The 25,417-nt window shown below is 63.1% G+C and carries 24 protein-coding genes; 12 read left to right on the top strand and 12 right to left on the bottom strand.

Annotated features, from left to right (window positions below):
- Positions 1–8: 8 nt before the first annotated feature.
- The gene (locus P0D89_RS10805; RefSeq protein ID WP_408356229.1) at positions 9–869 is read left to right on the top strand and encodes a 4'-phosphopantetheinyl transferase family protein; all 861 of its coding nucleotides are present in this window, start codon (positions 9–11) and stop codon (positions 867–869) included.
- Positions 870–1,006: 137 nt separating this feature from the next.
- Here the strand turns inward: P0D89_RS10805 and P0D89_RS10810 are convergent, their stop codons facing one another.
- The 4 genes from P0D89_RS10810 to P0D89_RS10825 form a co-directional block, all read right to left on the bottom strand.
- Positions 1,007–2,341 carry an MFS transporter gene (locus P0D89_RS10810; protein WP_408356227.1) on the bottom strand — a complete coding sequence of 445 codons (1,335 nt, stop codon included), beginning with the start codon at positions 2,339–2,341 and terminating at the stop codon, positions 1,007–1,009.
- 194 nt (positions 2,342–2,535) lie between these two features.
- Positions 2,536–2,772 (bottom strand): DUF2783 domain-containing protein, encoded by a 237-nt coding sequence (locus P0D89_RS10815; RefSeq protein WP_408356225.1) that lies wholly within the window; start codon positions 2,770–2,772, stop codon positions 2,536–2,538.
- A gap of 81 nt (positions 2,773–2,853) precedes the next feature.
- Positions 2,854–4,563 (bottom strand): FAD-dependent oxidoreductase, encoded by a 1,710-nt coding sequence (locus tag P0D89_RS10820; RefSeq protein WP_408356223.1) that lies wholly within the window; start codon positions 4,561–4,563, stop codon positions 2,854–2,856.
- A 62-nt stretch (positions 4,564–4,625) separates the two neighbouring features.
- The gene (locus P0D89_RS10825; protein WP_408356221.1) at positions 4,626–5,585 is read right to left on the bottom strand and encodes an MBL fold metallo-hydrolase; all 960 of its coding nucleotides are present in this window, start codon (positions 5,583–5,585) and stop codon (positions 4,626–4,628) included.
- A 289-nt stretch (positions 5,586–5,874) separates the two neighbouring features.
- On the opposite strand from P0D89_RS10825, the gene P0D89_RS10830 reads away from it, so the two are divergent.
- The gene (locus P0D89_RS10830; RefSeq protein ID WP_408356219.1) at positions 5,875–6,732 is read left to right on the top strand and encodes an IclR family transcriptional regulator; all 858 of its coding nucleotides are present in this window, start codon (positions 5,875–5,877) and stop codon (positions 6,730–6,732) included.
- Positions 6,729–7,637, top strand: a complete 909-nt coding sequence (locus P0D89_RS10835; RefSeq protein WP_408356217.1) for an IclR family transcriptional regulator — start codon at positions 6,729–6,731, stop codon at positions 7,635–7,637. Before P0D89_RS10830 ends, P0D89_RS10835 begins: the two co-directional genes overlap by 4 nt.
- A 25-nt stretch (positions 7,638–7,662) precedes the next feature.
- On the opposite strand, the gene P0D89_RS10840 is transcribed toward P0D89_RS10835, so the two are convergent.
- From P0D89_RS10840 to P0D89_RS10850, 3 genes are all read right to left on the bottom strand, one after another.
- Positions 7,663–8,526: a MurR/RpiR family transcriptional regulator gene (locus tag P0D89_RS10840; RefSeq protein ID WP_408356214.1), complete on the bottom strand. Its 864-nt coding sequence runs from the start codon at positions 8,524–8,526 to the stop codon at positions 7,663–7,665.
- 83 nt (positions 8,527–8,609) lie between these two features.
- On the bottom strand, positions 8,610–9,692 hold the full coding sequence (locus P0D89_RS10845) for an ABC transporter ATP-binding protein (protein ID WP_408356212.1): 1,083 nt from the start codon (positions 9,690–9,692) through the stop codon (positions 8,610–8,612).
- A 72-nt stretch (positions 9,693–9,764) separates the two neighbouring features.
- On the bottom strand, positions 9,765–10,538 hold the full coding sequence (locus P0D89_RS10850; RefSeq protein ID WP_408356210.1) for an SDR family oxidoreductase: 774 nt from the start codon (positions 10,536–10,538) through the stop codon (positions 9,765–9,767).
- Between the two features lie 343 nt (positions 10,539–10,881).
- Here P0D89_RS10850 and P0D89_RS10855 point away from each other — a divergent pair, with 343 nt between their 5' ends.
- From P0D89_RS10855 to P0D89_RS10865, 3 genes are all read left to right on the top strand, one after another.
- Positions 10,882–12,114: an ABC transporter substrate-binding protein gene (locus P0D89_RS10855; protein ID WP_408356208.1), complete on the top strand. Its 1,233-nt coding sequence runs from the start codon at positions 10,882–10,884 to the stop codon at positions 12,112–12,114.
- Positions 12,115–12,285: 171 nt separating this feature from the next.
- A complete protein-coding gene (locus tag P0D89_RS10860; protein ID WP_408356206.1) occupies positions 12,286–13,176 on the top strand; it encodes a carbohydrate ABC transporter permease in 891 nt (296 codons plus the stop codon).
- Entirely contained in the window at positions 13,173–14,024 is an 852-nt protein-coding gene (locus P0D89_RS10865; RefSeq protein WP_408356204.1) for a carbohydrate ABC transporter permease, read from the top strand. The genes P0D89_RS10860 and P0D89_RS10865 overlap by 4 nt, the downstream gene beginning before the upstream one ends.
- 131 nt (positions 14,025–14,155) lie before the next feature.
- On the opposite strand, the gene P0D89_RS10870 is transcribed toward P0D89_RS10865, so the two are convergent.
- Positions 14,156–14,449, bottom strand: coding sequence for a DUF1330 domain-containing protein (locus tag P0D89_RS10870; RefSeq protein WP_408356202.1), 294 nt, complete (start codon positions 14,447–14,449; stop codon positions 14,156–14,158).
- A gap of 311 nt (positions 14,450–14,760) precedes the next feature.
- On the opposite strand from P0D89_RS10870, the gene P0D89_RS10875 reads away from it, so the two are divergent.
- From P0D89_RS10875 to P0D89_RS10900, 6 genes are all read left to right on the top strand, one after another.
- Positions 14,761–15,909 (top strand): peptidyl-alpha-hydroxyglycine alpha-amidating lyase family protein, encoded by a 1,149-nt coding sequence (locus P0D89_RS10875; protein ID WP_408356200.1) that lies wholly within the window; start codon positions 14,761–14,763, stop codon positions 15,907–15,909.
- Between the two features lie 116 nt (positions 15,910–16,025).
- Positions 16,026–16,916 (top strand): LysR family transcriptional regulator, encoded by an 891-nt coding sequence (locus tag P0D89_RS10880; protein ID WP_408356198.1) that lies wholly within the window; start codon positions 16,026–16,028, stop codon positions 16,914–16,916.
- 117 nt (positions 16,917–17,033) lie between these two features.
- Entirely contained in the window at positions 17,034–17,171 is a 138-nt protein-coding gene (locus P0D89_RS10885) for a hypothetical protein (RefSeq protein ID WP_408356196.1), read from the top strand.
- Positions 17,172–17,275: 104 nt separating this feature from the next.
- Positions 17,276–18,442: a CaiB/BaiF CoA transferase family protein gene (locus P0D89_RS10890; RefSeq protein ID WP_408356194.1), complete on the top strand. Its 1,167-nt coding sequence runs from the start codon at positions 17,276–17,278 to the stop codon at positions 18,440–18,442.
- Entirely contained in the window at positions 18,439–19,200 is a 762-nt protein-coding gene (locus tag P0D89_RS10895; protein ID WP_408356192.1) for an enoyl-CoA hydratase, read from the top strand. Before P0D89_RS10890 ends, P0D89_RS10895 begins: the two co-directional genes overlap by 4 nt.
- A gap of 27 nt (positions 19,201–19,227) precedes the next feature.
- Positions 19,228–20,550 (top strand): MFS transporter, encoded by a 1,323-nt coding sequence (locus P0D89_RS10900; RefSeq protein WP_408356190.1) that lies wholly within the window; start codon positions 19,228–19,230, stop codon positions 20,548–20,550.
- Positions 20,551–20,657: 107 nt separating this feature from the next.
- On the opposite strand, the gene P0D89_RS10905 is transcribed toward P0D89_RS10900, so the two are convergent.
- From P0D89_RS10905 to P0D89_RS10920, 4 genes are all read right to left on the bottom strand, one after another.
- Complete coding sequence (locus P0D89_RS10905; RefSeq protein WP_408356188.1) at positions 20,658–22,154, bottom strand: argininosuccinate lyase; 1,497 nt, start codon at positions 22,152–22,154, stop codon at positions 20,658–20,660.
- 171 nt (positions 22,155–22,325) lie between these two features.
- Positions 22,326–22,763, bottom strand: a complete 438-nt coding sequence (locus P0D89_RS10910) for a hypothetical protein (RefSeq protein ID WP_408376519.1) — start codon at positions 22,761–22,763, stop codon at positions 22,326–22,328.
- A 284-nt stretch (positions 22,764–23,047) separates the two neighbouring features.
- Complete coding sequence (locus P0D89_RS10915) at positions 23,048–24,745, bottom strand: purple acid phosphatase family protein (protein ID WP_408369039.1); 1,698 nt, start codon at positions 24,743–24,745, stop codon at positions 23,048–23,050.
- 224 nt (positions 24,746–24,969) lie between these two features.
- Entirely contained in the window at positions 24,970–25,389 is a 420-nt protein-coding gene (locus tag P0D89_RS10920) for a hypothetical protein (RefSeq protein ID WP_408369037.1), read from the bottom strand.
- Positions 25,390–25,417 lie beyond the last annotated feature (28 nt).

Consider the following 25,417-nt stretch of genomic DNA (forward strand, 5'->3'; position numbering starts at 1 on the left):
ACAATCCCATGCCATTGGACCTGGTACTGGCTGCCGCGGCGTCTGTGTCCGAGCCGGTGCGAGACAGCGGCGATGCACGCGTGACTGAATGCGTGACTGAATGCGTAACTGACCGCGTGCTCGCGGAACGCGCGAGCCAACCCGTTCGAGCCGCTCACACCAGCGTCGCGGTGGCCGCGCCCGCGTTCCGGTCGCATCCGCTGACGCGCCACTATCCGCGCAACCTTGCCGCACCGCGTGCCGGCGAACTGCATTTGTGGCGCTTCCGGTGCGAATGGCTGCCGGTGCCGGTGCAGGAAGGCGATAGCTGGCTGTCGAAGACCGAGCGTGAGCGCGCGCGTCTGCACCCGAACGCGGCGCTGCGCAAACGCTTTATCAGCGCGCGCGTAGTGGTGCGCTGGATCGTCGGCCATCTGTTCGACTGTGAGCCACGCGCCGTCGATCTGCACGACGACGGCAACGAGAAACTGCGCGCCCGCCATCCTCGCGATGGACGCGGCATCACCGTCGATATCGCGTATGGCGGTATCTGGATCGTGATCGGCATTGCGTCGGCGGCGCTTGGCTTGAGTGTCGTCGTGCCGTCACCCGGCGCGGCGCTCGACGAAATGCCGGATAAAACGCGCCGGCATGCTCGCTACAACAGCCTGTGCAATGCGTTGCGTTATGCGCCCGTGGATATAGACGGCAATCTGCTTTCGCGCGAGACCACAAGCTGCGCACTCGATCTCGCGCAGCGCGGCTCATGGCATCTGCTCGATCTGCCGATGGGCGGCAAGATTCGCGCGGCGGTCGCGCTCGCGCAACCGGTCACCCAGGTGCACACGTTCGGGTGGCCGAAGGGTCTGGCGTTTGATCAGCTTGGCTAGCGGTCCGACTGCATAAGCCGACTCGCTCACAGCCGCGCGCTTACTGCAAGAAAATCGTCGCGGAGCACGCCGGATACCCGGCGCAAATGAGTCATCGCAACGCTACCCAATATCACGTCCGCGGCGCGCCGCGATCCTCAACCGGGTTTCCGCTCTTTCGGCACGCCTACCAGCAAAGCCACGCCGCTCACGAACAGCAACATGGTCAGCAGATACAGCGCATTGTCCATGCTGCCCGTGTGCGTCTTGATCTGGCCGATCACCCACGGACTAACGATCCCGCTCGTAATGCCGATGCTGCTGATCAACGCGATGCCGGCAGCAGCAGCCGTGCCGGACAGATAGCTGGACGGCACCGTCCAGAAGATCGGCAGCGCTGCGAAGATCAGCACCGCGGCGAGCGAGAGAATTGCGAGCATCGCAGGAAAGCTGCTCAGATGCAGCGTCAACAGCGAGAGCGCCACGCCGCCGCCGATCGTGCAAACGGCAAAATGCCGGCGACGCTCGCCGCGACGATCCGAATGACGCGCAATCAGAATCAGCCCCACTGCGCCGACCGCATTCGGGATCACCGTGTACAGGCTGATCGCCAGTACGTCGTGCACGCCGAAGTCGCGAATCATCAACGGCATCCAGAAGCTCAGCGTCAACGACGCGCAGGTCAGCGCAAAGTAGATGAACGCGAACAGATAGACGCGCGGATTGCGCAAGGCCTCCATCAACGAGCGCGACGAATGCGCGTTCGTGTGCGAGCCGTGACGGCGGTCCTCGTCGCGTTGCGCGATTAGCCGCGCCTTCTCCGCCGCGCTGAGCCAGCTGGCGTGTTGCGGGCCGTCCACCAGATAGAACGCGGCGAGCAGACCGAGCACGATCGCGGGCGCGCCTTCGATCACGAACATCCACTGCCAGCCGAACAGACCCAATACGCCGGCCATGTCGCGCATGATCCAGCCGGACACCAGGCCGCCGAGCACGCCCGCCACCGCGACCCCCGCAAAGAAGATCGACAGCACGGCCGCGCGGCGCCGCGCCGGATACCAATAGGTCAGATACAACACGATGCCGGGAAAGAAGCCCGCTTCGAACACGCCGAGCATGAAGCGCATCACGTAGAAGTGCGTCGGCGTGGACACCATCATCATGCCGACCGAGGCGATACCCCACAGCAGCATGATCCGCGTGAAAGTCCGGCGCGCGCCGAAACGCGCGAGCAGAAGGTTGCTCGGCACTTCGCACAGCACGTAGCCGATGTAGAAGACCGCCGCGCCGAGACCATACATCGCGTCGCTGAAACCGAGGTCGTGCTTCATCTGCAATTGCGCGAAGCCGATATTGATGCGATCGAGAAACGACACCACGTAGCACAGAAACAGAAACGGAATGATTCGCAGCGTAACCTTGCGATACAGCAGGTCGTCATAGGCGGTGCCGGACGCATCCGGCTCCAGCGCGGGGGCGAAAGATTGGCTCATCGGTTTTCTCCAAACGTGAGGGTCCAACGGACCCGATAGGTCCGGCGTCTTGATGCGCCGCTTGGATGGGTTCTGCTGAAACGGCACGCGCATGCGCCGATGCGCCGCGTTGCCGGGATGAGTGGCGCGCGGCGCCGTGGCCACGCGTGTTCGGGTTGCTGCTCGCTGCTCGCTGGTTGCTTCTTTGCGCGGCCTCAGGCCGCCAGCGGATGCTCGTCCTTGTGCTGGACCGAAGCATCGGCTACGCCTTCGCGCGCGTGCTGCATGGCTTCGATCAGCGTTGCGTAATCGCCGATATGGTTGGCGAGCAGCAGGATCAATTGCGCATTCGCCGATTGGCTCTGCGCGTCGTCCAGATCGCGGTGCATGTCGATCAGCGCCTCGTAGAAATCGTCGGGACGGTCGAGGTTCGGTTGCGTGTTCAGTGCCATGTCTGTCTCCTGCTATTTTTTACTGGTGCGCTCATGCGCTCATCCGCGCGTGCTCTGCGTGCGCCGCGCGAGCTTGCGTGTTCAGGCCGTGCCTTCGACGCACAGCGCGCGCTTCAACGCATGCTCGACAGCGCTCATGTCGACTTGCCGCCAACGCGCGCACACATGCTGGTCCGGCCGAACCAGGTAGAACGTGCCATGTGTAGCGTCGTAGCGTGCGTTCGCCAAACCCTCGGCGTCGTGCACCACATGCATGCCCGGCAGCGCCGCGGCCTGCGCATCGCCGCGCGTCACCACGACGAGCTTCAACGGAATCGGCCCCGCGCGCAGCGCATCCAACGCGGCCCGCGTCGCCGGATCGATACCTTGCTCGCCGCAGAACAGCACGCCGGTGAATTGCTGGCCGAGCTGCGGCAACAGCCATCCCGCCTGCCCATCCACTTGCACCGGCGCATCGACGCACGACGCCCCCGGCATCATCGCGCCGTCGAAGCGGTCATGGTCCGCTGTATTCAGCGGGGAATCGCGCAGCACCGCCGGTACCGAAAGCCGCCCGCTATTGGTCAACTGACGCGCGAACGGATGATGCCGCGACAGCTTCAGCACGGCATCGCGGAAGACCCGGCTCACGGGACTCTTCGGCGTAATGAAATCGGTGGAGCGGGTGGAGTTGCGGATGTTCTCGTCGGCAGCGAATTCGCGTTCGCTTGCATACGTGTCGAGCAACGCATCTGACGCCTTGCCTTCGAGCACCATCGCCAGCTTCCATGCGAGGTTTTCGGCGTCCTGCACGCCGCTATTCGCGCCGCGCGCGCCGAACGGCGACACGCCATGCGCGGAGTCGCCCGCGAACAGCACATTGCCGTGCCGGAAGCGCTCCATCCGCAAACACGAAAACGTATAGACGCTGACCCATTCCAGTTCGAACTTCGCGTCCGCGCCGAGCAATGCGCGCACACGCGGAATCACACGCTCAGGCGTTTTCTCCAGCACGGGATCGGCGTCCCATCCCAACTGGAAGTCGATCCGCCACACGTTGTCCGGCTGACGATGCAGCAACACCGATTGATTCGGATGAAACGGCGGATCGAACCAGAACCAGCGCTCGGTCGGAAAGTCCGCTTCCATTTTCACGTCGGCAATCAGGAAGCGGTCCTTGAAGGTCACGCCCTTGCTGTCGAGTCCCATCAGCTTGCGCATCGGACTGCGCGAACCGTCGGCGGCGACCACGTAACGGCCGCGCAACGGATACTGCCCATTGGGCGTTTCGACCGTCAGCGTGACGCCAGCCTCGCAAGCGCCCGACGTGCCGTTCTGCTGCACGCCGACCACCTTGCTTTTCCAGCGGATCTCGAGATTCGGCATCGCCTGCGCGCGTTCGAGCAGAAAGCCTTCGACGTAGTACTGCTGCAGATTGATGAACGCGGGCCGGTGATGCCCCGCTTCCGGTTGCAGATTGAACTTGTACACCAACTCGTCTTTCAGGAACACCTTGCCGACATTCCAGCTGATGCCCTTGTCCACCATCTTCTGACCGCAGCCCAGGCGGTCGAAGATATCGAGCGAGCGCTTCGAAAAGCAGATCGCCCGGGATCCGGTGGACAACGAACAGTCATCGTCGACCAGCACGACCGGCACGCCCTGCTGCGCGACATCGATCGCGGTGGCAAGACCCACGGGTCCCGCGCCGACCACGATCACCGGATAGACCGACTGCTCCGCGCCGGGTTGTGCGCTTTGTTCGCGGCACGGCTGGTATTCGAACGACAGCGTCTGGTAGTTGATGCTCATCTCGTGTCTCCGTCCATCTCTCTGCTCTGCGTCGTTGCGTTTCCACTGTGTTTCTATTCTTGTCAGGCTTGCAGCGCGTCCCACATGTCCTTGTCGCGTTGCGCGGTCCAGATGCGCGGATGCGTGATGCCGCTCGCTTCGTCGAACGCGCGTGAGACATCGAACGGCAGGCAATGCTCGTAGATGAACACGTGGCCGAATTTCGGGTCCATCGCCTTGCGCGTGAGCGCCATCGCGGCCTTCAGATCGAGCTTCTGCGCGACGGCTTCACGGCCCTGTTCCAGCAGCGTGGTGACGAAGTCCTTCGTGTAGTCGAGACCCTTGTTGACCTCTTCCGGCGTGGTCAACGCGGGACCGCGGCCCGGCACCAGCTTGTCTGCCTTCAATGCGCGCAATGCTTCGAGCGTAGCCGGCCATTGTTCGAGCTGCGCGTCGCCGCAATAGCAGGCCGCGTCGTATTCGACCAGGTCGCCGGAGAACAGCACCTTCTGCGACGGCAGCCATACCACCGTGTCGCCCTTCGTATGCCCCGCGCCCAGATGCGCGATGCGCACTTCGAGCTTGCCGAGGAACAGCGTGATTTCCTTTTCGAACACGAGCGTCGGCCACGTCAAGCCCGGCACCGTCTCGACGCCTGCAAAAAGACGCGGAAAGCGCTCGATTTCCGATTTCATGTCGGCCTCGCCGCGCTCGACGATCATCTCGTACGTGCCGCGGCTCGCGATCACCTGCTGCGCGCCCTCTTCGAAATACGCCGACGCGCCGAGCACGCGCACCGCGTGATAGTGCGACAGCACGACGTATTTGATCGGCTTGTCGGTGACGCTGCGAATCTTCGCGATGAGGTCTTGCGCCATGGCCGGCGTGGCGGTGGTGTCGACGATCAGCACGCCGTCGTCGCCGATGATCACGCCCGAGTTCGGATCGCCTTCGGCGGTGTACGCGTAGGCGTTGTCGGACAGCTTGGTCCACGTGACTTGCTTGACTTCCAGATCGGCCTGGGATGCGAATGCCTTTGCCATGCTTGTCTCCCTCAAAAGTTGGACGTGAGGCGAGACGGCCGGCTGCGCGAATGCCGCGCGGGCTGACGGTATTGGAGGATTGTCTCGCCCCGTTTTTGACTCTGTGACTGCGCCGGTGTGTCGGGGTGAATGCATCTTATGACCGCGCGCGTTTATTTGTCAATAGCGAAATGTATCGCTATACGCAAATTTCACGACGCCTAAGATGGAAGCAGGATGGAGCGGGGATTCGCGGGCCATTCGGGGGCCGTTCGGCTAACATGGACCCTTTTTACGGACGAGCGCGGGTGTGAGCAAAGCAGCGAAACCGGCCACGGGCAAAGGCGCGCGCGGCGACGAAACGGCGGACGGCGGCAAGCCGCAGCGCGGCATTCAGAGTGTCGAAGTGGGCGGCCGCGTGTTGCTGGCGCTCGCCCAGGCGCGCGCGCCGCTGGCCTTGTCCGATCTCGCCAGTGCCGCTCAGATCGCGCCGGGCCAGGCGCACGCCTATCTGGTGAGCTTAAGCCGCCTGGGTCTCATCAAGCGCGACGAACTCTCCGGCCGTTACGAGCCGGGGCCGCTGTCGTTGCGGCTCGGTTTGCTGCGCCTCGAAAACCAGCCGGCGTTTCGCGCCGCCGTGCCGCGCGTCGCCGCGCTGGCCGAGGCGATCGGCTTCAGCGTCGCGATATGCATTGCCGGGCCGCAGGGGCCGACCATCGTCCGCTATGAGCACGGCGGGTTTCCGCTGCACGTCAACTTGCATGTGGGCACGGTGATGTCGCTACCGGCGACGTCGACGGGGCGCGTGTTTTGCGCGTTTTTGCCGGCCGACGTGCTGGCCGCGATGTGGGCGAATCAATCGGGCACCGCTTCTCGCGCGATGACGCCGCCCGACCAAAGCGCCGCCTTCGAGGCGGCGTTGAACGAAATTCGCGTGCGTGGTCTGGCATCCAGCGTGGATGCGCCGAGCCCAGGCATCAGCAGTTTGAGCGCGCCGGTGCTGGATGGCGACGGCCGCCTGTCGCACGCGTTGACGGTGATCGGTTCGACCGGCGCGATCGATGTCGCCGCAGACGGCCCGGTTGCTCGCGCGCTGCTCGCCGCGGCCCACGACATCGCCGCGCAACTCGCGGCCGCGCCTACCATGACCGCTTCTTCCCCATCGTGACCGACTCTCCCGACCACTCCCATTCCTCAGCCGATGCGAAACCGCAGCGCGGCATCCAGTCGCTCGACAGCACCGGCGACTTGCTGACCGCCCTAGTCGCAGCAGCGCGGCCGTTGAGCTTGCGCGATCTGGCGGCGCTGGCCGGCATGCCGCCGGCCAAGGCGTTTCCGCATCTGGTGAGTCTGCTGAAAATCGGCCTGCTCGATCGCGATGCGTCGGGTTGTTTCGAAGCCGGGCCGCTCGCGCTCGAGCTGGGCTTGATCGGTTTGCAGCGCTTGTCGCCGACGCGTGAGGCGGAGCCCGAAGTGGTCGAGCTGGCAGCGTCGACCGGGATGAGCGTCGCGATGGCGGTGCTCGGGCCGCTCGGGCCGACCGTCGTGCGTCTGGAGGAATCGGCACGACCGCTGCATGTGAGCTTGCGGGTCGGCTCGGTGATGTCGCTGGTCAATACGGCGATTGGTCGCGTGTTCGCGGCGCATGTCGCCGATGATGTACGAGCGGGTCTGCTGGCGCAGGATTATCTGCGGCTGGCGGGGGACGCTTCGACTGGGGAGGCGGCGTTGGTGCGGTCTGCTGCGCAAGACAAACCGGCGGCCCTGGCAAGCGGTACGGACTCAGCGCCCGAGTTCGTGGCCGCCAGCAAGGCTTACGCGCAGCGACTCGCGCAAGTCCGCACCGACGGCATCGATACGGCATTGAGCCGGCCTGTGCCCGGCATCAACACGTTGGCCGCGCCGGTGTTCGACCATACCGGCAGCATCTGCCTCGTGCTTGCGTTGATGGGGCCGAGTGGCAGTTTCGATAGCGAACCCATGGGCAAACCGGCGCAGACTTTGCGCGCGGCGACGCTGAGGTTATCGCGAAGGTTTGGCTGGATCGCGGCGACGGGCGGCAGCATCGCGTAAGCGCACCCGGCAGAACGCGGGCAAATCAATCGCCCTTCCCCTCCGGCTCGTGCGACGCCAGCCTCGCCTTCGCATGCCGCATCTTTTCAAGCGTCTTCGGACCGGCTTTCAGCGCGACGCCGATCGCGAGCGCGTCCATGATGCACAGATGCACGAGCCGCGACACGCCCGGCGTATTCGCATCGATCGGACTCGGCACGCGCAGCAGCAGCGGAATGTCGACGAGCCACGCGAGCCGCGAGCCGACATTGGTCAACGCAATCGTGGTCGCGCCGCGCTCCTTGGCGATCTGGATGCTTTCGTTCACTTCGACGCTGCGTCCCGAATGCGAAATCGCAAAGGCCACGTCGCCCGGCTCCATCAGGCCCGCGTAAAGCCGCTGCAAATGACCATCCGTAAAAGCGCTCGACGCGATGTCGATCCGCAGGAACCGCAACGCCGCATCTTGCGCGACCAGTCCCGAGCCGGAACCCACGCCGAAGAAAAACACCCGCCCCGCGCTCGACAACGCCGCGATCGCACTCTCGACCACCGCCGGGTCCAGCGCGCCGCGCGCATGCGTAATGCCGTCGATCGCCGCCTCGCCGACCTTGTCCATCAGGGTCTGCACATCGTCGTCGCGCGCCACCGCCGTGGACGCATATGGCACGCCGCCCGCCACGCTCTGCGCCAGTTGCATCTTGAAGTCGCGCAGCCCGTGCGCGCCGATCGCGCGGCAGAAGCGCGTGACGGAAGGCTCGGACACGTCCGCGCGCTGCGCGAGTTCGGTGATGCTCGCACGCATCGCGAAGTCGACATCGCTCAGCACCATGTCGGCGACCTTGCGTTCGGCGGGCCGCAAACTGGCAAGCGCGCTGCGGATGAGGGGAATCAAGTTCGGTGCGGACACCCGGTGTTCCTTGAGGGTTAAATGAATCCGCGCCGCTCGCAGCTTCAATCAGCTTGAATCGACTTCAAGCGGCAACACGCGGTTCAGGCCAGCCTGCGTCCACTCTCCGTATCGAACAGATGAATATGTTCGGCCGGCAAACGCAGCGTGACACGCTGACCGGGCTCGACTTTCGAGCGCTGGCGAGTCGTCACGCACCACGTGTTGCCGCCTATCTTCCCGTACAGGTGCGTCTCGGCGCCAGTCGGCTCGACCACTTCGACATCCATTGCGGCGTCCGGCGTTTGCGTGTTGGTCTCGATGTGCTCCGGCCGCACGCCGAGCGTGACCTTCGCGCCGATTTTGGCCGTCGCCGGCACGCTCTCCAGCACGATCTCGGCGCCGTCCTCGAGCTTTAACCCAAGGCCCGGCCCTTGCGCGCGATTCACGATCACCCCTTCGACGAAATTCATCGACGGCGAGCCGAGGAAGCTCGCGACGAACAGATTCGCCGGATGATCGTAAAGCTCCAGCGGCCGGCCAATCTGCTCGATACGCCCCGCGTTCATCACCACGATGCGGTCGGCCATCGTCATCGCTTCGATCTGATCGTGCGTGACGTAGATCACCGTGTTCTTCAGCCGCTGATGCAGCGCCTTGATTTCCGTGCGCATCTGCACGCGCAGCTTGGCGTCGAGATTCGACAGCGGCTCGTCGAACAGGAACAGCGACGGCTCGCGCACCACCGCGCGGCCCATCGCCACGCGTTGCCGCTGACCGCCCGACAGCGCACGCGGCAAACGGTCCAGATAGCCGCCGAGGTTCAGCATCTTCGCCGCGGCTTCGATGCGCGGCTTGAAACTCGTCGAGGATTCCTTACGAATTCGCGGCCCAAATGCGATGTTTTCATAGACCGACAGATGCGGGTAAAGCGCATAGCTCTGGAACACCATCGAAATATTGCGCTGCTGCGGCGTGAGACTGTTTGCCCGCGTGCCGCCGATCATCAGATCGCCGCCGCTGATCTCTTCGAGTCCCGCCACCATCCGCATCAGCGTACTTTTGCCGCAGCCCGACGGCCCGACCAGCACGACGAACTCGCCGTCGTCGATGTCGAGATCGATGCCGTGCACCACCTGGGTGTCGCCATAGCGTTTGAAGATGCCGCTCAGTTGCACTGCTGCCATGCTGTCCTCATTGTCTTGCTGCGTTGACCCGGTCGCCTTCTCGCGGCGCGCCCGAACGTGGCGTGAAGCGGCTCAGAGCGATTCGAGCGTCAGTTCTTCCGCCATCAACCGATTGCCGGCCATCAGACCACCGTCGACCGGCAGCGCGACGCCGGTGATCACGCGCGCCATCGGAGACGCGAGAAACAGCACCGCGTCGGCGATGTCGTCGGGCGTCGCGAAGTCGCGCAACGGATACCACTTCTTCAGGTCCTCGAAGACCTGTGGGTTCTTGTCGACGCGCGCCTGCCACGCCTGCGTCTTCACCGTGCCCGGACAAACGATGTTCGCGCGAATGCCGTACCGCCCCAGTTCGATCGCGAGCGCCTTCGTGTAGCTGATCAGCCCGGCCTTCGCCGCGCTATACGCCGGATGACCGAGCGCGGCCAGACCATTCACCGAGCCGATCAGCACCAGCGAGCCGCGCTGGCGTTCGATCATCGACGCCCGCACCGCTTCCACCGTGTGGTACGTGCCGTTCAGATTCAGATGGACGTCGCGCTGCCAGCTCGCGGCGTCGGTCGTGGCGAGGGTCGTGCCCAACGCCGCGCCGGCGTTCGCGACCATCACGTCCACCGGACCGCGCGTGCTGACCGCCTGGGCCACCGCTTGCTGCACCGCGGCGGCATCGCAGAGATCGACGGCGACCGGCGTGACATGTGCGTCGCCTAGTTGCGCGCTCAGTGCCTGCAGCGCGGCCGCGTCGAGGTCGAGCGCCAGCACCGTGTCGCCCTGCTCCACGAAGCGCCTGCACAACACGCTGCCGATCCCGCCGCACGCGCCCGTCACCAACACCACACGATTCATATCCGCCTCACTCCTGAGCCTCGCCGCCGACGCCAGATCCAGCCTGTGCCGGCCTGTAAATTTCCTACAAATCTGCCAACGCCGCGTTGTTCCGCCATCCCGAAGATTGGGTATCCGTGACATCGCGTTATGCAGAATAACCCTGCTTTACAGCATCTTATGCACAAAACCGGCCGAGAAAAAATATCGCAGACCCTACGTGACAAGCTATTTTGCGTCATGTAGGATTTTTTCAAACAATTTAACCCAAAGCGGCCGGCGACGGCAGCAGACCACCCCACCATCGTTGATGGGACCGGAGTAAGCGCTAAAGCGCTAACTCCGTTCGACACAGGAGAGAGAAATGTCGTTGCATGCCCGTGCTTCCCTCGCGCTCGGCAAAGTTGCCGTGGCGCTCGCGTTTGCAGGTATCGCCGTCGCGGCTCACGCCGACACGGTCCGCGTCACCGTCGCCCACTACAGCGACGCGACCGCGCCGTACTTCGAAAAAATGGCCCGCAACTTCGAGAAGGCCAACCCCGGCACGACCATCAAGATCGAAGACGTGAACTGGGACACGCTGCAACAGAAACTGCAAACGGACATCTCCGGCAACGCCAACGCCGACCTCGCGATCGTCGGCACGCGCTGGCTGCTCGACTTCGTGAAGGACGACGTGGCCGAACCGCTCGACGGCTACATGGACGCGAATTTCAAGGCCCGCTTCATCGGTCCGTTCCTGGCTCCAGGTCAGATCAACGGCAAGACCTACGGCCTGCCGATCGCCGCTTCCGCGCGCGCGCTCTACTACAACAAGGACCTGCTCGCGAAGGTCGGCTATCCCGACGGCCCGAAGACCTGGAACGACGTGATCGACGCGTCGAAGAAACTGAAGGCTCAAGGCATTGCCGGCTTCGGTCTGCAAGGCAAGGAAATCGAAACCGACGTCTACTATTACTACGCGCTGTGGACTAACGGCGGCGACGTGGTCGGCAAGGACGGCAAGGCGGCGTTCAATTCGCCGGCGGGTATCAAGGCGGCCACGCTGTACAAGACGATGATCGACCAGGGTCTGACGCAGCCGGGCGTGACCGGCTACAGCCGTGAAGACGTGCAGAACCTGTTCAAGCAGGGCCGCGTCGCGATGATGATCTCGGCGCCGTTCCTCGCCAAACAGATCAAGAAGGAAGCGCCGAACCTGAAGTACGGCATCGACCCGATTCCGATGGGCACGACGCACGCCACGTATGCGGTCACGGATTCGATCGTGATGTTCAAGAACTCGAAGGTGAAGAAGTCGGCATGGAAGTTCCTCGACTATCTGTTCACGAAGGAACCGCGCGTCGAGTTCACCACGGCCGAAGGCTTCCTGCCGACCACCAAGGCTGAGGCAACCGACCCGGCGTTCAACGATCCGGACACCAAGGCGTTCGTCGCGCTGCTACCGACGGCCCACTTCGCGCCGACCGTGACCGGCTGGGAAGACACCGCGAAGGCCGTGACCGACGGCATGCAATCGGTCTACCTCGGCAAGGCGCAGCCGGCTGACGCGTTGAATGCGGCGGCCACGCAAGCGAACAAGTCGCTCGGTCACTGATCCGCAGCGATCCAGCCGTGACATTGAAGTGATGTGATGTGCTGAACACGGAACGCGCGCCGCCGCCGCCAAGGGCGGCGCGCGTTTCGGCCGTGATGCACCTGCTGCACTATCCGGCCCATCCCGTCGCGTCCGCGCTCTAATGTGGACGCGTCTTACGATCGAGCACGCATGAGCCGTTCCGCTTCTTCGCGCTTGCAAGCGCCCTGGTTGCTGATTGCGCCGAGCCTGGTACTCGCGCTGTTCATCATCAGCTATCCGATTTTCAACATCGTCTGGCAATCGCTGCACGAGGTGTCGCGTTTCGGCGCGATTCGCGACTTCACCGGTCTGCAGAATTTCTACAACGTATTCAACGACCCCGTGTTTCTCGCGTCCACGCGGCGCACGCTCATCTGGACCGTGTGCGTGGTCGGCGGCACGGTGTTGATCTCGGTGCCGGTCGCGCTGGTGCTGAATCAGGATTTCCATGGACGCGGCGTGGCGCGCACGATCGTGATGCTGCCGTGGTCCGTTTCCCTGACGATGACCGCGGTGGTCTGGCGCTGGGCCTTCAACGACGACTACGGGATGGTCAACGTCACGCTGCAAAGGCTCGGCCTGATCGGCGGTCCGATCCATTGGCTCGCCACGCCGGAGCTGGCGTTTCCGGTGGAAATCGCCGTCGGCATTCTGGTGTCGATTCCGTTCACGGTAACAATACTGCTGGGCGGCCTCTCATCGGTGCCGGGCGACATCTACGAGGCGGCGCGTATCGACGGTGCGAGTGCATGGCAACAGTTTCGCAAGCTGACCATGCCGCTACTGCGCCCGTTCATCAACATGACAATTCTGTTGAACGTGATCTACGTGTTCAACTCGTTCCCGATCATCTGGGTGATGACGCAAGGCGGCCCCGACAACAGCACGCACATTCTCGTCACGTATCTCTACGAGCTGGGCTTCCGGCTCGGCCGTCCCGGCGAAGCGGCGGCGGTGTCGCTGATCATGCTCGTCATGCTGTTCGTTTTCTCGATCGCCTATCTGCGTCTGCAGCCCGCGAAAGAAGGAGATCCGTCATGAGGCTCGACGCCAAGATGAAGCGCTCGTTGTGGTGCTGGCTCGCGCTGTCGCCACTGGTGGTGGTCGTGCTGTTTCCGTTCGCGGTCATGCTGTTCACCGCGTTGAAGCCGGCTTCGGAGATTTTTGTCTATCCTGCGCGCTGGCTGCCCGTGCAATGGCAATGGCGCAATTTCGTCGACATGTGGGAAGCAGCCAATTTCGGCGTGGCGTTGCGCAACAGCACGGTAATCAGCCTCCTGTCGACGATGCTCGCGCTCGCGGTGAGCCTGCCGGCCGCGTATGCGCTCGCCCGCTTTCCATTTCGCGGACGCGGGTTGTATCGGCAGTTTCTGCTCGTCACGCAGATGCTGTCGCCTATCCTGCTCGTGGTCGGCCTGTTCCGGCTAGCCGCGATGATCCCGTTCGGCGACGGCAACCTGGTCGACTCGAAGATCGGCGTGATCGTTTCGTATGCGGCGTTCAATATCGCGTTTGCGGTGTGGATGCTGTCGTCATACTTTCAGACGGTGCCGAGGGATCTGGAAGAGTCGGCGTGGCTGGAAGGATGCGGGCGCACCAAGGCGGTGTTCAAGGTGTTCCTGCCGCTCGCCGTGCCGGCGATCGTCGTGACCGCGATCTTCACGTTCATCAACGCGTGGAACGAGTTTGCGGTGGTTTATACGTTGATCCGCTCGCCGGAGAACAAGACGCTCACCGTGCAGGTGACGGACATGGTCGCGGGCAAGTACGTTGTCCAGTGGCATCTGGTGATGGCCGCTACGCTGTGCGCGACGTTGCCGGTTTCGATCGTGTTCGCCTGGTTGCAGCGGTATCTGGTGAAGGGGCTGGCGTTGGGGGCGGTGAAGTAACTCCCGTACCGCTCTGATAACAACTTCAATTCGCCTGTGCGGCGGCCCCGTCAGTTCAACTCGTCATTGACGGCGCCGCACAGTCGTCACATGGAATGCGGCCAGGCACGTTGCCAACCGCATCCGGCGCATTAGTCGGTGCCGCGCACAATGCGTAGATCGCGCTCGACGCCGTCACCCAGTGCTTCGAGCGCTTTCTTGTAGGCATCGCTCGAATATGCGGCAACCGCCGCCTCGTAGGTCGCAAACTCGATGACCACGGTGCGCTCCTTCAAGCCCTGCTCGCGAACCTCGTCCGCCACGCCACGCACGATGAACTTGCCGCCCGCAGTCGCCACGGCGGGCAAGGCGAGCTGCGCATACGCGGCCAGCTTCGCCGCGTCGTTCGTCTTGCGATAGGAAGTCACCCAATATCCCTTGCTCATTCAAATCTCCTTTGTTCAACGGTTCAACAGCAGTCGCGGTCTTACATAGTAGCAAAGAGGCCGCGTTGCTTGCGGCGATTCGTGTTTGCCTGCGCGCGTGCCGCGCTCACTTAGCTATTAAGCGCTTTGTGCACTACGATTGCCTTTGCACGTTTCGAGCTTGACTACGTGACCACCCGACGGACCACAATGCAACTATCTTGAATGGGACCTGAGTAAGTGCCGAAGCACAGGACCGGAGTAGGCGCTAAAGCGCCAACTCCGGATCGACACGCTAAAGCACCAACTCTGGTCGACAAAGGAGACATCGAATGAACGAACAATATGGGTCGTTTTGTCCATGCTGCGGCAGCGCGGAGCATCGGGCAATGAGTCGCCGGACTTTCATGAGCCTGATCGCCGGCACCGCCGCAGGGCTCGCAATGCCGGCCGCGTTCGCGGACACGCAAGCAGCGCCGGCGATTCCTTACGACTCGATTGCCGAACCCGTTCATTTACCTAAAGACACGTACTTCGGCGAATGCTCCGGCGTCGCGCTCAACTCGCACGGGCACATCTTCGTGCTGTCGCGCGGCAACTCCACTGGGCCCGCGTATGGTGCTGCCGCCGCGCAGCTTCTGGAGTTCGCGCCCGACGGACGCTTTGTTCGCGAAATCGGCCACAACCTGTACGCGTGGTCGTTCGCGCACACGGTCAAGGTGGACCGGCAGGACAACATCTGGGTGACGGACAAAGGCTCCGACCTGGTGATCAAGTTCACGCCCGACGGACGCGTCGCGATGGTGTTCGGCCGCAAGCAGGAAGCCTCCGACGAGGAAACCGCTCCGCTCAAGCACCCCAATCCGCCGCTGCCTTCCGAGCCCGGGCGCTTCCGTCAGGTGACGGATGTCGCGTGGGACGCAGCCGGCAACACGTACATCAGCGACGGCTATATCAACTCGCGCGTCGCGAAGGTCGATCGCGACGGTAACTGGGTCAAGTCGTGGGGTGACCGCGGCACGGGTCCGGGCCAATTTCATACGCCGCACAGCATCGCGGTCGACGCGCACGACAACGTCTATGTCGCGGATCGCAGCAACCGGCGCATCCAGGTCTTCGACACCGATGGCACGTTCCTGCGGCAATTCACCATCGACGTGCCGGTTCCGCCGGATGCGCGTCCGGCGATCGGCAATATGCCGGACGAAGCGGCGATCGCGGCCGGCACGTTCGCGCCCGGCTCACCGTGGGCGATCTGCATCTCGCCGGGGCCGAACCAGGTGCTCTATAGCGCCGACGCGTTTCCGGGCCGCATCTACAAGATGACGCTCGACGGCAAGGTGCTCGGTGTGCTCGGCAAAGCGGGCAAGCAGCCGAAGCAGTTCGGCTGGATTCATCAGATGGCGTGCCCTTCGGAGAACACGCTGTTCGTCGCGGAGTTGCTGAACTGGCGTGTGCAGAAGCTGGTTCTGCATGCTTGAGCCGCAATCGCATTGAATTGTTGTTGCACGCCGAGGGACGGTGGCGGCGCGGGTTCGCACCGCCACTACAAAGCGACAGAAATCGCACTCCCTTTGATAAGGCCTTGGAGTTCTCTTTGAAATTCGATACGACAACCGTCCGGCTGATCCTCACGATCGTCGAGGAAGGCAGCATCTCGCGCGCCGCCGACAAGCTCAACCTGGCCGTGGCCGCCGCGTCGCGGCGCGTATCGGACCTCGAGGAGCAACTCGGCGCAAAGCTGTTCAAGCGCGTGCCGCACGGCGTCGAGATCACCGAATCGGGCGGCAAGCTGCTGCAATACGTGCGGCAGATCGACAACCTGATCGACCGGCTCGAAGGCGACGCGCAAGCGCTCAACCATGGCCTCGACGGCCGCATCATCATCGGCGCACCGAAGGCGGTCGTCATCCAGTTCCTCGCGCATGAGATCTCCGACATCCAGCGCAAGTATCCCGGCATCACGCTGAAGATCGTCGAGGAAAACAGCAAAATCGTGCAGCAACTGCTGCGCGACAAAGTGATCGACGTGGGTATCTACGAGAAAAAGAGCGGCTTCCTTGACCTCGCCCAGGTGCCGTACAAGGATGACCGACTCGTGCTGGTCTATAGCCGCCCGCATTTCCAGTTTCACGAAGAACCGATCGGGATCGACGATATTCTCGACGTGCCTATCGTGAGTCTCGGCAAGGGGTCCGCGGTGCTGTCGGCCGTGCAGCGTGCGTATCGCAGCCGTGGACGGCTATTTGCCAACAACTTCACCGTCAGCGGTTTCGACACCATGCTCGCGATGGTGCGCCATGGGCTCGGCGTCGGCCTGATGCCGCCCGACGTGCTGCGCAGTTTTCATCCCGAGCAATCGCTCGCGTCTGCCGAGTTGCAGGGAGACTGGCATCAGCGCAGCTATGTGCTCTCGTGCGTCGAAGGACATGCGCAGGAGCAGACGCTGCGCAACGTGGTGAACGGCTTGCTCGGCAAAGCAGCTTAGTCGCACGTTTAACACCCTCCGGTTTCGCGAGGCGCGAAACCAGACATGACCGGACCATTCTTGCGGCAGCTTTTTCAGTCGGCGAAAGTGGCGCATAACGATCATGCAGGAGACGAGATGATGCCCCCGAGCCTCGGCGCGACGACCGCTGCGCCGTCGTGCAGACGGCGCGTGCCGATTCCCACGCGCTGCGCCGTCAACTATCCAGACTTCCTCATCCGCGATTGCGAGACCTGTGCAGCGCTCGTGTGCTGACCACAAGTCCCGCATCCACGCCCGTCCCGACATCGCCGAACCGTTCGTCACGTGACAACGTGAGCGCGCGGTCAGCCCCACCACTTCAACCAGAGAACCTCGATATGACCGAATCGAAACATCTGCCGCTGCAAGGCATCCGCGTGCTCGACGTGAGCCAGGTGATGGCGGGCCCGTTCGCCTGCATGCTGCTCGCCGACATGGGGGCGGACGTCATCAAGGTCGAGCCGCCGGAAGGCGATCAGACCCGCGGCGCGATGGGCTTCAAGATGAAGGGCCCCGACAGCATGGGCTTTCTGAACATGAACCGCAACAAGCGCTCGCTGACGCTCGACCTGAAGAGCAACGAAGGACGGGAGTTCTTCTACGAGCTCGCGAAAACGGCTGATGTGATCGTCGAAAACTACCGGCCCGGTGTGGTGCAGCGCCTGGGCATCGACTATCAATCGATCAGGGAGATCAATCCGAAGATCGTCTACGTCAGTATTTCCGGCTTCGGACAAAGCGGACCGTGGGCCTCGCGGCCGGGCTTCGATCTGATGGCGCAGGCCATGTCCGGCGTGATGAGCGTGACCGGCTACAAGGGCGGAAAGCCCGTCAAGGCGGGCGTGCCGGTGGCCGACATCGGCTGCGCGCTGTTCGCGGTGTACGGCTTGCTGTCGGCGTACATCGGCGCGCAGAAAACCGGCGAAGGTCAGCACATCGACGCGTCGCTGTTCGACTCGGTGATGGCCTTCTCGATCTGGGACATGTCGGAGTACTGGGGCACGGGCGTGCCGCCGACGCCGCTCGGCACCAGCAACAAGATGAGTGCGCCCTACCAGGCGGTGAAGGCGCGCGACGGCTACTTCGTGATGGGCGCGACCAACCAGAAGCTGTGGACGAAGCTCTGCGAACTGCTACAACGTCCGGACCTGGTACAACACGCCGAGTACGCAACCGTGTCGCTGCGCCTGAAGAACCGCGAGGCGATGATCGAAGTACTGGAGCAGGAATTCGCGAAGCGCGACAGCGCCGACTGGGTCGAAGCGATGCTCGCGACCGGCATTCCCGCGGGCCCCATCCTCTCCTATCCCGAAGCGTTCGAAAGCGAGCATGCCACGCACCGCCGCATGTGCATGGAGATCGACCATCCGAACGAAGGCAAGGTCAAGAACATCGGCTTCCCGGTCAAGATGCTCGGCACGCCACAGACAGTGCGCCGTCATCCGCCGCTGCTCGGCGAGCACAACGACGAGATCTTTGCCGAGATCAACGGGAGCACATCATGAGCGACCCCGTTACGCTGACCATTCATTCCTCGGGCGCGGCGGAGATCGTGATCGACCGACCCGAGCGGCACAACGCCATGACGCTCGACATGTACGAGTCGCTGCTGACGCTGATTGCGCAGTGTGAACAGAACAGCGACGTGCGCTGCATCCTGTTTCGCGGCGCGGGCGGCAAGTCGTTCATTGCCGGTACCGATATCGCGTACTTCAAGGACTTCCGCGACGGCCGCGATGGCATCGTTTACGAGGCCTTCGTCGAGCGCGTGATCGACACGGTGGAGCGCATTGCGAAGCCCACCATCGCCGTGATCGACGGCTGGGCGGTGGGCGGCGGCCTCGCGCTCGCGACGGCCTGCGACTTCAGGCTGTGCAGCGACACGTCGCGCTTCGGCGCGCCGATCGCGAAGACGCTCTCCAACACACTGTCGTCGCGCAACCTCGCGCGGCTTCAGGCGGCGCTCGGCGTGCCGCGCGTCAAGAAGATGCTGCTGCTCGCCGACTACCTCAACGCCGCTGAAGTGCTGGAATGCGGGTACATGTATGGCGTTTTCGCGCAGGATGCGTTGCAGGACGCCGCGCATGCGCTCGCGCAACGGCTCATCGCGCTGTCGCCGGTCACGCAGAAAGCGGTGAAGGAGAGCCTGCGCCGCATCGTCGTCGAACAACGTCTCGACGACGAAGATCTGATCGAAGAGGTGTACGGCAGCGCCCGTTTCCGGGACGCCGTGCTCGCGTTCACCTCGGGTTCGTCGAAATAACAATAAATGAACAACGTGGAGTGAGACATGAAACGATTGCAACCGAAGGCAACGGCCACCGTGCTGCTAATGCTGTGCCTGATGTACTTCATCACCTACGTCGATCGCGTCAACATCAGCACCGCGGCGGGGCAATTCAAGTCCGAGCTTGGACTGAGCAACACGCAGCTCGGCTTCATCTTCTCGGCGTTCGCGTATCCGTATGTGGTGTTCCAGTTCATCGGCGGCTGGGTGAGCGACCGCTTCGGTGCGAAGCGCACGCTGATCGCCTGCGCGTTCATCTGGGCGGTGGCGACCACATTGACCGGTTTCGCGGGCGGCTTCGCGACGCTCGTCGCAGCGCGCCTCTTGCTCGGTCTCGGCGAAGGCGCGACCTTCCCCGCGTCCACCAGCGCAATGGCGTCCTGGGTGAGAAAGGACCGGCGCGGCATGGCGCAAGGCATCACGCACTCGTCGGCGCGGCTTGGCAACGCGGTTGCGCCCATCCTGGTGCTGGCGCTGATGACCGCGTTCGACTGGCGCTTCGCGTTCTACCTGCTCGGCGCGTTGAGTTTCGGCTGGGTGGTGCTGTGGTGCGTGACATACACCGAAAAACCCGCGGATCATCCGCGTATCACCGCCGAAGAAATCGACAGCCTGCCGCCGCCACGGGTTCGTCCGGTGGAAGCGCCGGGCACCTGGGCGCGGCTTTACCGCCGGCTGTTGCCCGTGTCCGCCGTGTACTTCTGCTACAACTGGATTCTCTGGCTGATGCTCGACTGGATGCCGCTCTACTTCATGCACAGCTTCCATCTGAACATCAAGAAAGCGGTCATCTTCACGTCCGGCGTATTCATTGCCGGCGTGTTCGGCGATCTGGTCGGCGGGCTGATCAGCGACCGGCTGCTGCGCCGTACCGGCAATCTCAAACTCGCGCGCAGCTACCTCGTCGCGTTCTGCATGACGATGACCGGCCTCTCGCTAATCCCCGTCGTGCTGATTCACGACCCGATGTACTCGCTGGTCTTTCTCGCCGCCGCGATGTTCTTCAACGAAATGAATATCGGCCCGATGTGGGCCGTGCCAATGGACATCACTTATGACCGCTCAGGTACGGCGAGCGGCATCATGAGCGGGACGGGCTTCACCGCGGCGATCGTCAGTCCGGTGGTGGCGGGTTATCTGATCGACCGCCTCGGCAACTGGAATGTGACCTTCCTGCTGTCCATTGGTGTGATGGCTTGCGGCGTGCTGCTGACCTTCATGATGAAGCCGGATGCGCCGTTCGACGACAAGCTGAAGCCTGCTGCTGCGCCTTCGCTGCGTGCGGGGCGCGACGCTGCTGCGTTTCCGCTGGTGGATAAGCACTGAGAATGCGTCGCAGCGCCATTCGGCATTCACTTCTTCGCGAGCACGGCCGGATCTTCGCCGCACTCGCGAAGCGATGCCACTCGACACGCTGGCTCGCGACTCATTGGCTAGCGGCCGAGCACCTTGTCGAAATCGGCGTCCAGCTTCGCCAGCGAACCGGCGATATGCGCGCGGTTCTCCTTGATCCACTGGTCCTGCTGCGTGACGCGCGTATTCGCCTCTTTCAGCATGCGCGCCATTTCAGCGGGTTGTGGGCCGCCCGTCGTCGCTCGATTATTCACGATGGCGACCGGATTCAGCGTAGAGCGGAACTCAGCTTCGCTCATCGGCAGATCTCCCGCGTATGGCGTGCCGGCCACTGTTTCCCTGTAGATGCGCTGCGCGTCCGCATACGGGAACTCGAGCGGCTTGATGTCCTTCTGCCGCGCATACTCGACGACATTCGACGCGAAATGATGACCGACCCGAAACGGCAGTTTGTATTTGCGCATCAGGACATCGGCAATTTCCTGTGACGCGGTCCAGTCGCTATTCAGTTCTTCGAGCGCACGCTCGGGGTTGATCACGAGTGCGTTCATCACCGTTTGCCAACCCTTGAGCGCGGCGATGCCGCTGCCGATCATTTCGCTGTTCGCCTTCACGTCCTTCGGATCGCTCATGCCAGGCGGCAGGTTGTGCGCCTCCCAAACCACGCCTTCGGCCTGCGATATCGCGGCGGATGCGTCCGTGCGCGTGCGGATCAATAGTCCGGGATTGCGCTTTTGCGGCATCGCGCTCGACACGTAGGTGTTGATGCCGCCCTCCTGCAACAGAATCCAGGGCCGCGTTTCGGCGTATTGCGTCATCACGTCCTGAATGAAGCTTCCCGTGTGCAGCGCCACGCTGGTGACGATTGCGCCTGCTTCCACGGGTTCGTCGACGGATGAGATTTGCGACGCGTCATACGCGTTGTCGACGATCGCGTTGAAGCCGAGATAATGCGCCATGCGTTCGCGATCCAACGGCCAGCTCGTACCGTTGAGCACCGTCGTACCCATCGACGAACGATCGACACGCTTATACACTTCACGAATGCGCTGCGCGTCGCGATCCAGTCCCGCGGCGAATCCGAGCAGATAGTGACCGTAGCTGTTCGGCTGCGCCGCCACGCCGTTCGTGTAGTTCGGCACGACGGTCGCCGAGTATTGGCCGGCGAGACGAACCAGCGTCGCGGTGGTTTTGTTCAGTTGCTCGGCGAGGTTCAGCAGGTCGTCGCGAAGAATCGCCGAACGATACGTGGCGTGCATGTCCTGACTGGAGCGCCCGGCGTGCAGCAGCGTGACGTCCTCGCCCGCCGCCTTGATCAGCAGCGGCTCGAACGTGATTACCGTAGACGGACGTTTCGCGCCAGGTTGATTGCCATCGGCGATGACCTTGGCCACGCCCGCGGCGAGGCGCGGCGCCATCGCCTTGTCGAGCAGTCCTTCGTCGGTGTTGATGACGACCGTGGCCTTGTTGATTTCGCCGAGCCAGAAGAATTCGTCGTGAGGCGGCGATTGCTGGGCGAACGCGGGGAATGCACAGAGAAGGGTGACAGCGGGCAAGGTCCGGACGGATGGTCTCATGTAGGCGCGAGTGGATTGTTGGGGCAATTGAAGTACGCCCGATTATAGAATCTCCGCGGCCCCACTTTCATCGATCAACCTGCTTGCGATGGATGCGCTCAATGCAATGCTCGCGCTTCTTTGTAACTCGAGCGCGAGCATTGCCGAGGTCATGCGCCTCTTGCGCTTTTTTTAGTCGTAGTGGCGATGCTTATGGTGCTTGCTCGAACGGTAGCCGCGCGAGTAGTCGTTCGCATACGAGTTGGACCGCGAGACGTTGCCGCCGAGTGCCGAACCCGCGCCGCCGCCCAACGCCGCGCCGACCAGGCCGCCGCCACGGCCGCCCATTGCATTGCCGGCCGCCGTGCCCGCACCGCCGCCCAGCGCGCCGCCGATGATCGCGCCCGTGCGCTCGCGGCGATTCGACGTCACCGCGCCACCGGCGCCGCCGCCGACCGCGCCGCCGATCACGGCGCCCGTGCTGCCGCCGACCGCGCCGCCAAGCGCCGCGCCGGCCACACCGCCGAGTGCGCCGCCAAGCGCGTTGTTCATATCGCCAGCGACTGCCGACAACGATGCCGCGGCAGTCAATGCAGCAACGGCCACCATCTGGATGATCTTCTTCGACATAAGAGGGCCTTTTGTTTTCTTGAGACGGCGCCGAGTATAACCGGCCATTCGAAAGGCTTTTGTAACTGCCTGAGGTCGACTCAGTAAGACGTGTAACAAAATGATCGCGCGGGTTTTGAGGAATCGCGTCCGATCGGAGCGAGGGCGGGCGGTTGGCCGACAAGGCACACGTTTGTCGCTTTTTACGTTATTTGGATTACTAAATAATCGGCATTTCAGAGCGCACGGCGAATTCGCGAACCACCACATCACGATGGCCCGCGAACCCGCTGCTCATTTCACTCTTATCCGCGCCGCTTCTTCTTCAACTCGATCGTCTCGAACAACTCATAGTTCGGCGTCGGCGTTTGATCCGCGCCCGGCGCGTGATAGTAGTTCATCGTAATGGTCGTCTCGCCGCCCGGATGGCCCGGATCGTGATCGAACACCGCGATGCCGTAGCCCGTGCCGGTGTCGCGCTGCGCCGACCAGATTGCGTCTTCGACAGCATCCGCACTGGCCCTCGTGAAGGTGCCCGCCGCAGCGGCCGGAACCGGACGATTAGGCTGCGTGAAGATGCGCGCCTGCGGCAGCCCCGTGCCGATGTCCACGCCATACACGTCCAGCGGCGCGCTCGTGCCGCCACCGCCGAGAATCAGGTGAATCGTGCCGTGGCTCGTATCGAACGTCGACGCACCCGACGATACCGCCGACATGATCGGCTTCGGCTGCAACGTATCGACTGGTCGCCCCGTCGCGATCTCGGTGCCCTTGTCGTGATTGCAGCCGCGCACGGGATAGCTGCGCTCGTAGTCGTGATCGTGCCCGCAAAGCACCAGGTCGACGCCGTAGCGGTCGAATAGCGGCAGCCACGCTTCGCGGATGCCCTTGTCCGAACCGTTGCCGGTCTGCGACGAACTCAACGCGTCCTGATGCATCTGCACGATGATCCAGTCCACGTCGTCATCCTGCGCCGCGTGATGCAGGACTTTCTCGAGCCAGCGCGTTTGTTCGCCGCCGCTATATCCGCGCACGTACAGCGAGGTACCCGGTTGAATCGGCGGATTGCCGGTGCTGGCGACCGGCACCAGCGAAGCCGGACCGGCAACGAACGCAGCCGCGTCCTGATAGACGACGTCGTCCGCATCGAGCGAGACGAACAGCACGGAACTCACGCGGAAGCTGTACCAACGCCCCTGGAAACGCGAGTGATTGTCGGGCAGCGTATAGCGCGAGAGATACGACGCGAGACCCTGTTCGCCGTTGTGGAATTCGAGTTCGTGGTTGCCGGGACACGGCATCCACGGGCGGTTCGACGCCGACGTCTGCGCGTTGTTCCCGAAGTCGCGCCACACCGCCGGCTGTTTCATCGGGTTCAGATTGGCATAGCAAAGGTCGCCGTTGAGCAGATGGAACAGCGGCTGGAAGCGCTCGACCGCCTGCACCGCGAAGCGGCTTTGCGGCGACGACAGAACCCAGTCGGAATTGGGCGTCGCGAGATCGCCATAGCTCGTCCAGCGGAACGGCGCGCGACCGCGCGGCGCGGTGCGGAAGCTGGCGGTGAACGGCTGCGCCGCGTTGCTGTCATTGTCGACCGTCACCTCGTACTGATAGTTCGTATCGGCCTTCAGATCACGCAGACGCGCGTGATAAGTGAACACGACTTCGCCGTTGATGCCATCCGTATATGTGCTTTGCACCGCGTGCACAGTATGCCTCTTCGAGTCCGCGCCGCTGATGCGCACCTGCGGATTCACCGCCGGCGCGACCGAGGCCCACGACACCGTGACCTCGCTCGTCGGGTCGTTGCCCCAGGTCAGGTGGATCTGCTCGGGCGTGCCATCGGGTGCGCTGCCACTGGCGCCGCGCGCCGCCGATGCCAGCGTGCTGGCCGCCGTTGCGAAGCTGGATGCGCCGGCAAACTTCAGGAACCCACGACGCGAGACGATGGAAGCGCCCTGATCATCGGGCGGCGAAGCCTTGACGATTTTTCTGTTCGACATGTCCGGTGGTGTTGTATGGGGGATTGATGAACGCCAGCGCTTGTGAGGGCGCATCGCGCTGCCCGCACTGAAGCGTGCGCTGCCGGATGTGTGCATGGTGGATGCGACCACTGATCCTAGCCGCGAAGCTGTGACAACCGGATGAAACAGCGTTGCTGAGCGCAGAAGGCGCTGCAATCCATTGATTGCAGCGCCGCGGCAATACACATCTATCCGCTCAACCGCTAATGCGTGGGCGGCTGCGGATTATTCGCCGGATTGGTATCGAATCTGAAGACTCGGTGGATGCCGTTTGCATCGACCAGCTTCAACAGTTCGGTCTCGATGGGATCCGCGATTTCTTTGCCATAGACTTCATCGCCATTCACATAGACCGTAAACGACTGCAAGTACTTCGCTTTCTTCTCCGGATTTTCGATCGTGTCCCGAGTCCACTGATAGAGCGGATAGTTTTCCGTCCCTAGTCGTTCCGCCTCGCTGACGTAATCGGCGAACGCATCGAACTGGCATTTCAACGTTGCGCCGTGTCTGCGCAGAACGTCGCGCAGCGCGGCATGCGCCGCATGTGATGAGTCGGCGCGCAAAGCGTGCGCCAGTTCAGGCGAGACGGTGATCCTCAACTGAAATTGCAATGGGGCGGTCATGTCCACCTCGATGATCCACCTCGGCGCC

The organism is Paraburkholderia sp. RL18-085-BIA-A (assembly GCF_046027075.1).
GTDB lineage: Bacteria > Pseudomonadota > Gammaproteobacteria > Burkholderiales > Burkholderiaceae > Paraburkholderia.

Excerpts from the sequence above, each read along its gene's own strand:
- P0D89_RS10865 (WP_408356204.1), top strand. The coding sequence starts at position 13,173 with ATGAGGCTCGACGCCAAGATGAAGCGCTCGTTGTGGTGCTGGCTCGCG.
- P0D89_RS10885 (WP_408356196.1), top strand. The coding sequence starts at position 17,034 with ATGATGCCCCCGAGCCTCGGCGCGACGACCGCTGCGCCGTCGTGCAGA.
- P0D89_RS10850 (WP_408356210.1), bottom strand. The coding sequence starts at position 10,538 with ATGAATCGTGTGGTGTTGGTGACGGGCGCGTGCGGCGGGATCGGCAGC.
- P0D89_RS10815 (WP_408356225.1), bottom strand. The coding sequence starts at position 2,772 with ATGGCACTGAACACGCAACCGAACCTCGACCGTCCCGACGATTTCTAC.
- P0D89_RS10805 (WP_408356229.1), top strand. The coding sequence starts at position 9 with ATGCCATTGGACCTGGTACTGGCTGCCGCGGCGTCTGTGTCCGAGCCG.
- P0D89_RS10810 (WP_408356227.1), bottom strand. The coding sequence starts at position 2,341 with ATGAGCCAATCTTTCGCCCCCGCGCTGGAGCCGGATGCGTCCGGCACC.
- P0D89_RS10855 (WP_408356208.1), top strand. The coding sequence starts at position 10,882 with ATGTCGTTGCATGCCCGTGCTTCCCTCGCGCTCGGCAAAGTTGCCGTG.
- P0D89_RS10915 (WP_408369039.1), bottom strand. The coding sequence starts at position 24,745 with ATGTCGAACAGAAAAATCGTCAAGGCTTCGCCGCCCGATGATCAGGGC.
- P0D89_RS10825 (WP_408356221.1), bottom strand. The coding sequence starts at position 5,585 with ATGGCAAAGGCATTCGCATCCCAGGCCGATCTGGAAGTCAAGCAAGTC.
- P0D89_RS10820 (WP_408356223.1), bottom strand. The coding sequence starts at position 4,563 with ATGAGCATCAACTACCAGACGCTGTCGTTCGAATACCAGCCGTGCCGC.
- P0D89_RS10875 (WP_408356200.1), top strand. The coding sequence starts at position 14,761 with ATGAACGAACAATATGGGTCGTTTTGTCCATGCTGCGGCAGCGCGGAG.
- P0D89_RS10860 (WP_408356206.1), top strand. The coding sequence starts at position 12,286 with ATGAGCCGTTCCGCTTCTTCGCGCTTGCAAGCGCCCTGGTTGCTGATT.
- P0D89_RS10870 (WP_408356202.1), bottom strand. The coding sequence starts at position 14,449 with ATGAGCAAGGGATATTGGGTGACTTCCTATCGCAAGACGAACGACGCG.
- P0D89_RS10910 (WP_408376519.1), bottom strand. The coding sequence starts at position 22,763 with ATGTCGAAGAAGATCATCCAGATGGTGGCCGTTGCTGCATTGACTGCC.
- P0D89_RS10845 (WP_408356212.1), bottom strand. The coding sequence starts at position 9,692 with ATGGCAGCAGTGCAACTGAGCGGCATCTTCAAACGCTATGGCGACACC.
- P0D89_RS10900 (WP_408356190.1), top strand. The coding sequence starts at position 19,228 with ATGAAACGATTGCAACCGAAGGCAACGGCCACCGTGCTGCTAATGCTG.
- P0D89_RS10920 (WP_408369037.1), bottom strand. The coding sequence starts at position 25,389 with ATGACCGCCCCATTGCAATTTCAGTTGAGGATCACCGTCTCGCCTGAA.
- P0D89_RS10890 (WP_408356194.1), top strand. The coding sequence starts at position 17,276 with ATGACCGAATCGAAACATCTGCCGCTGCAAGGCATCCGCGTGCTCGAC.
- P0D89_RS10895 (WP_408356192.1), top strand. The coding sequence starts at position 18,439 with ATGAGCGACCCCGTTACGCTGACCATTCATTCCTCGGGCGCGGCGGAG.
- P0D89_RS10905 (WP_408356188.1), bottom strand. The coding sequence starts at position 22,154 with ATGAGACCATCCGTCCGGACCTTGCCCGCTGTCACCCTTCTCTGTGCA.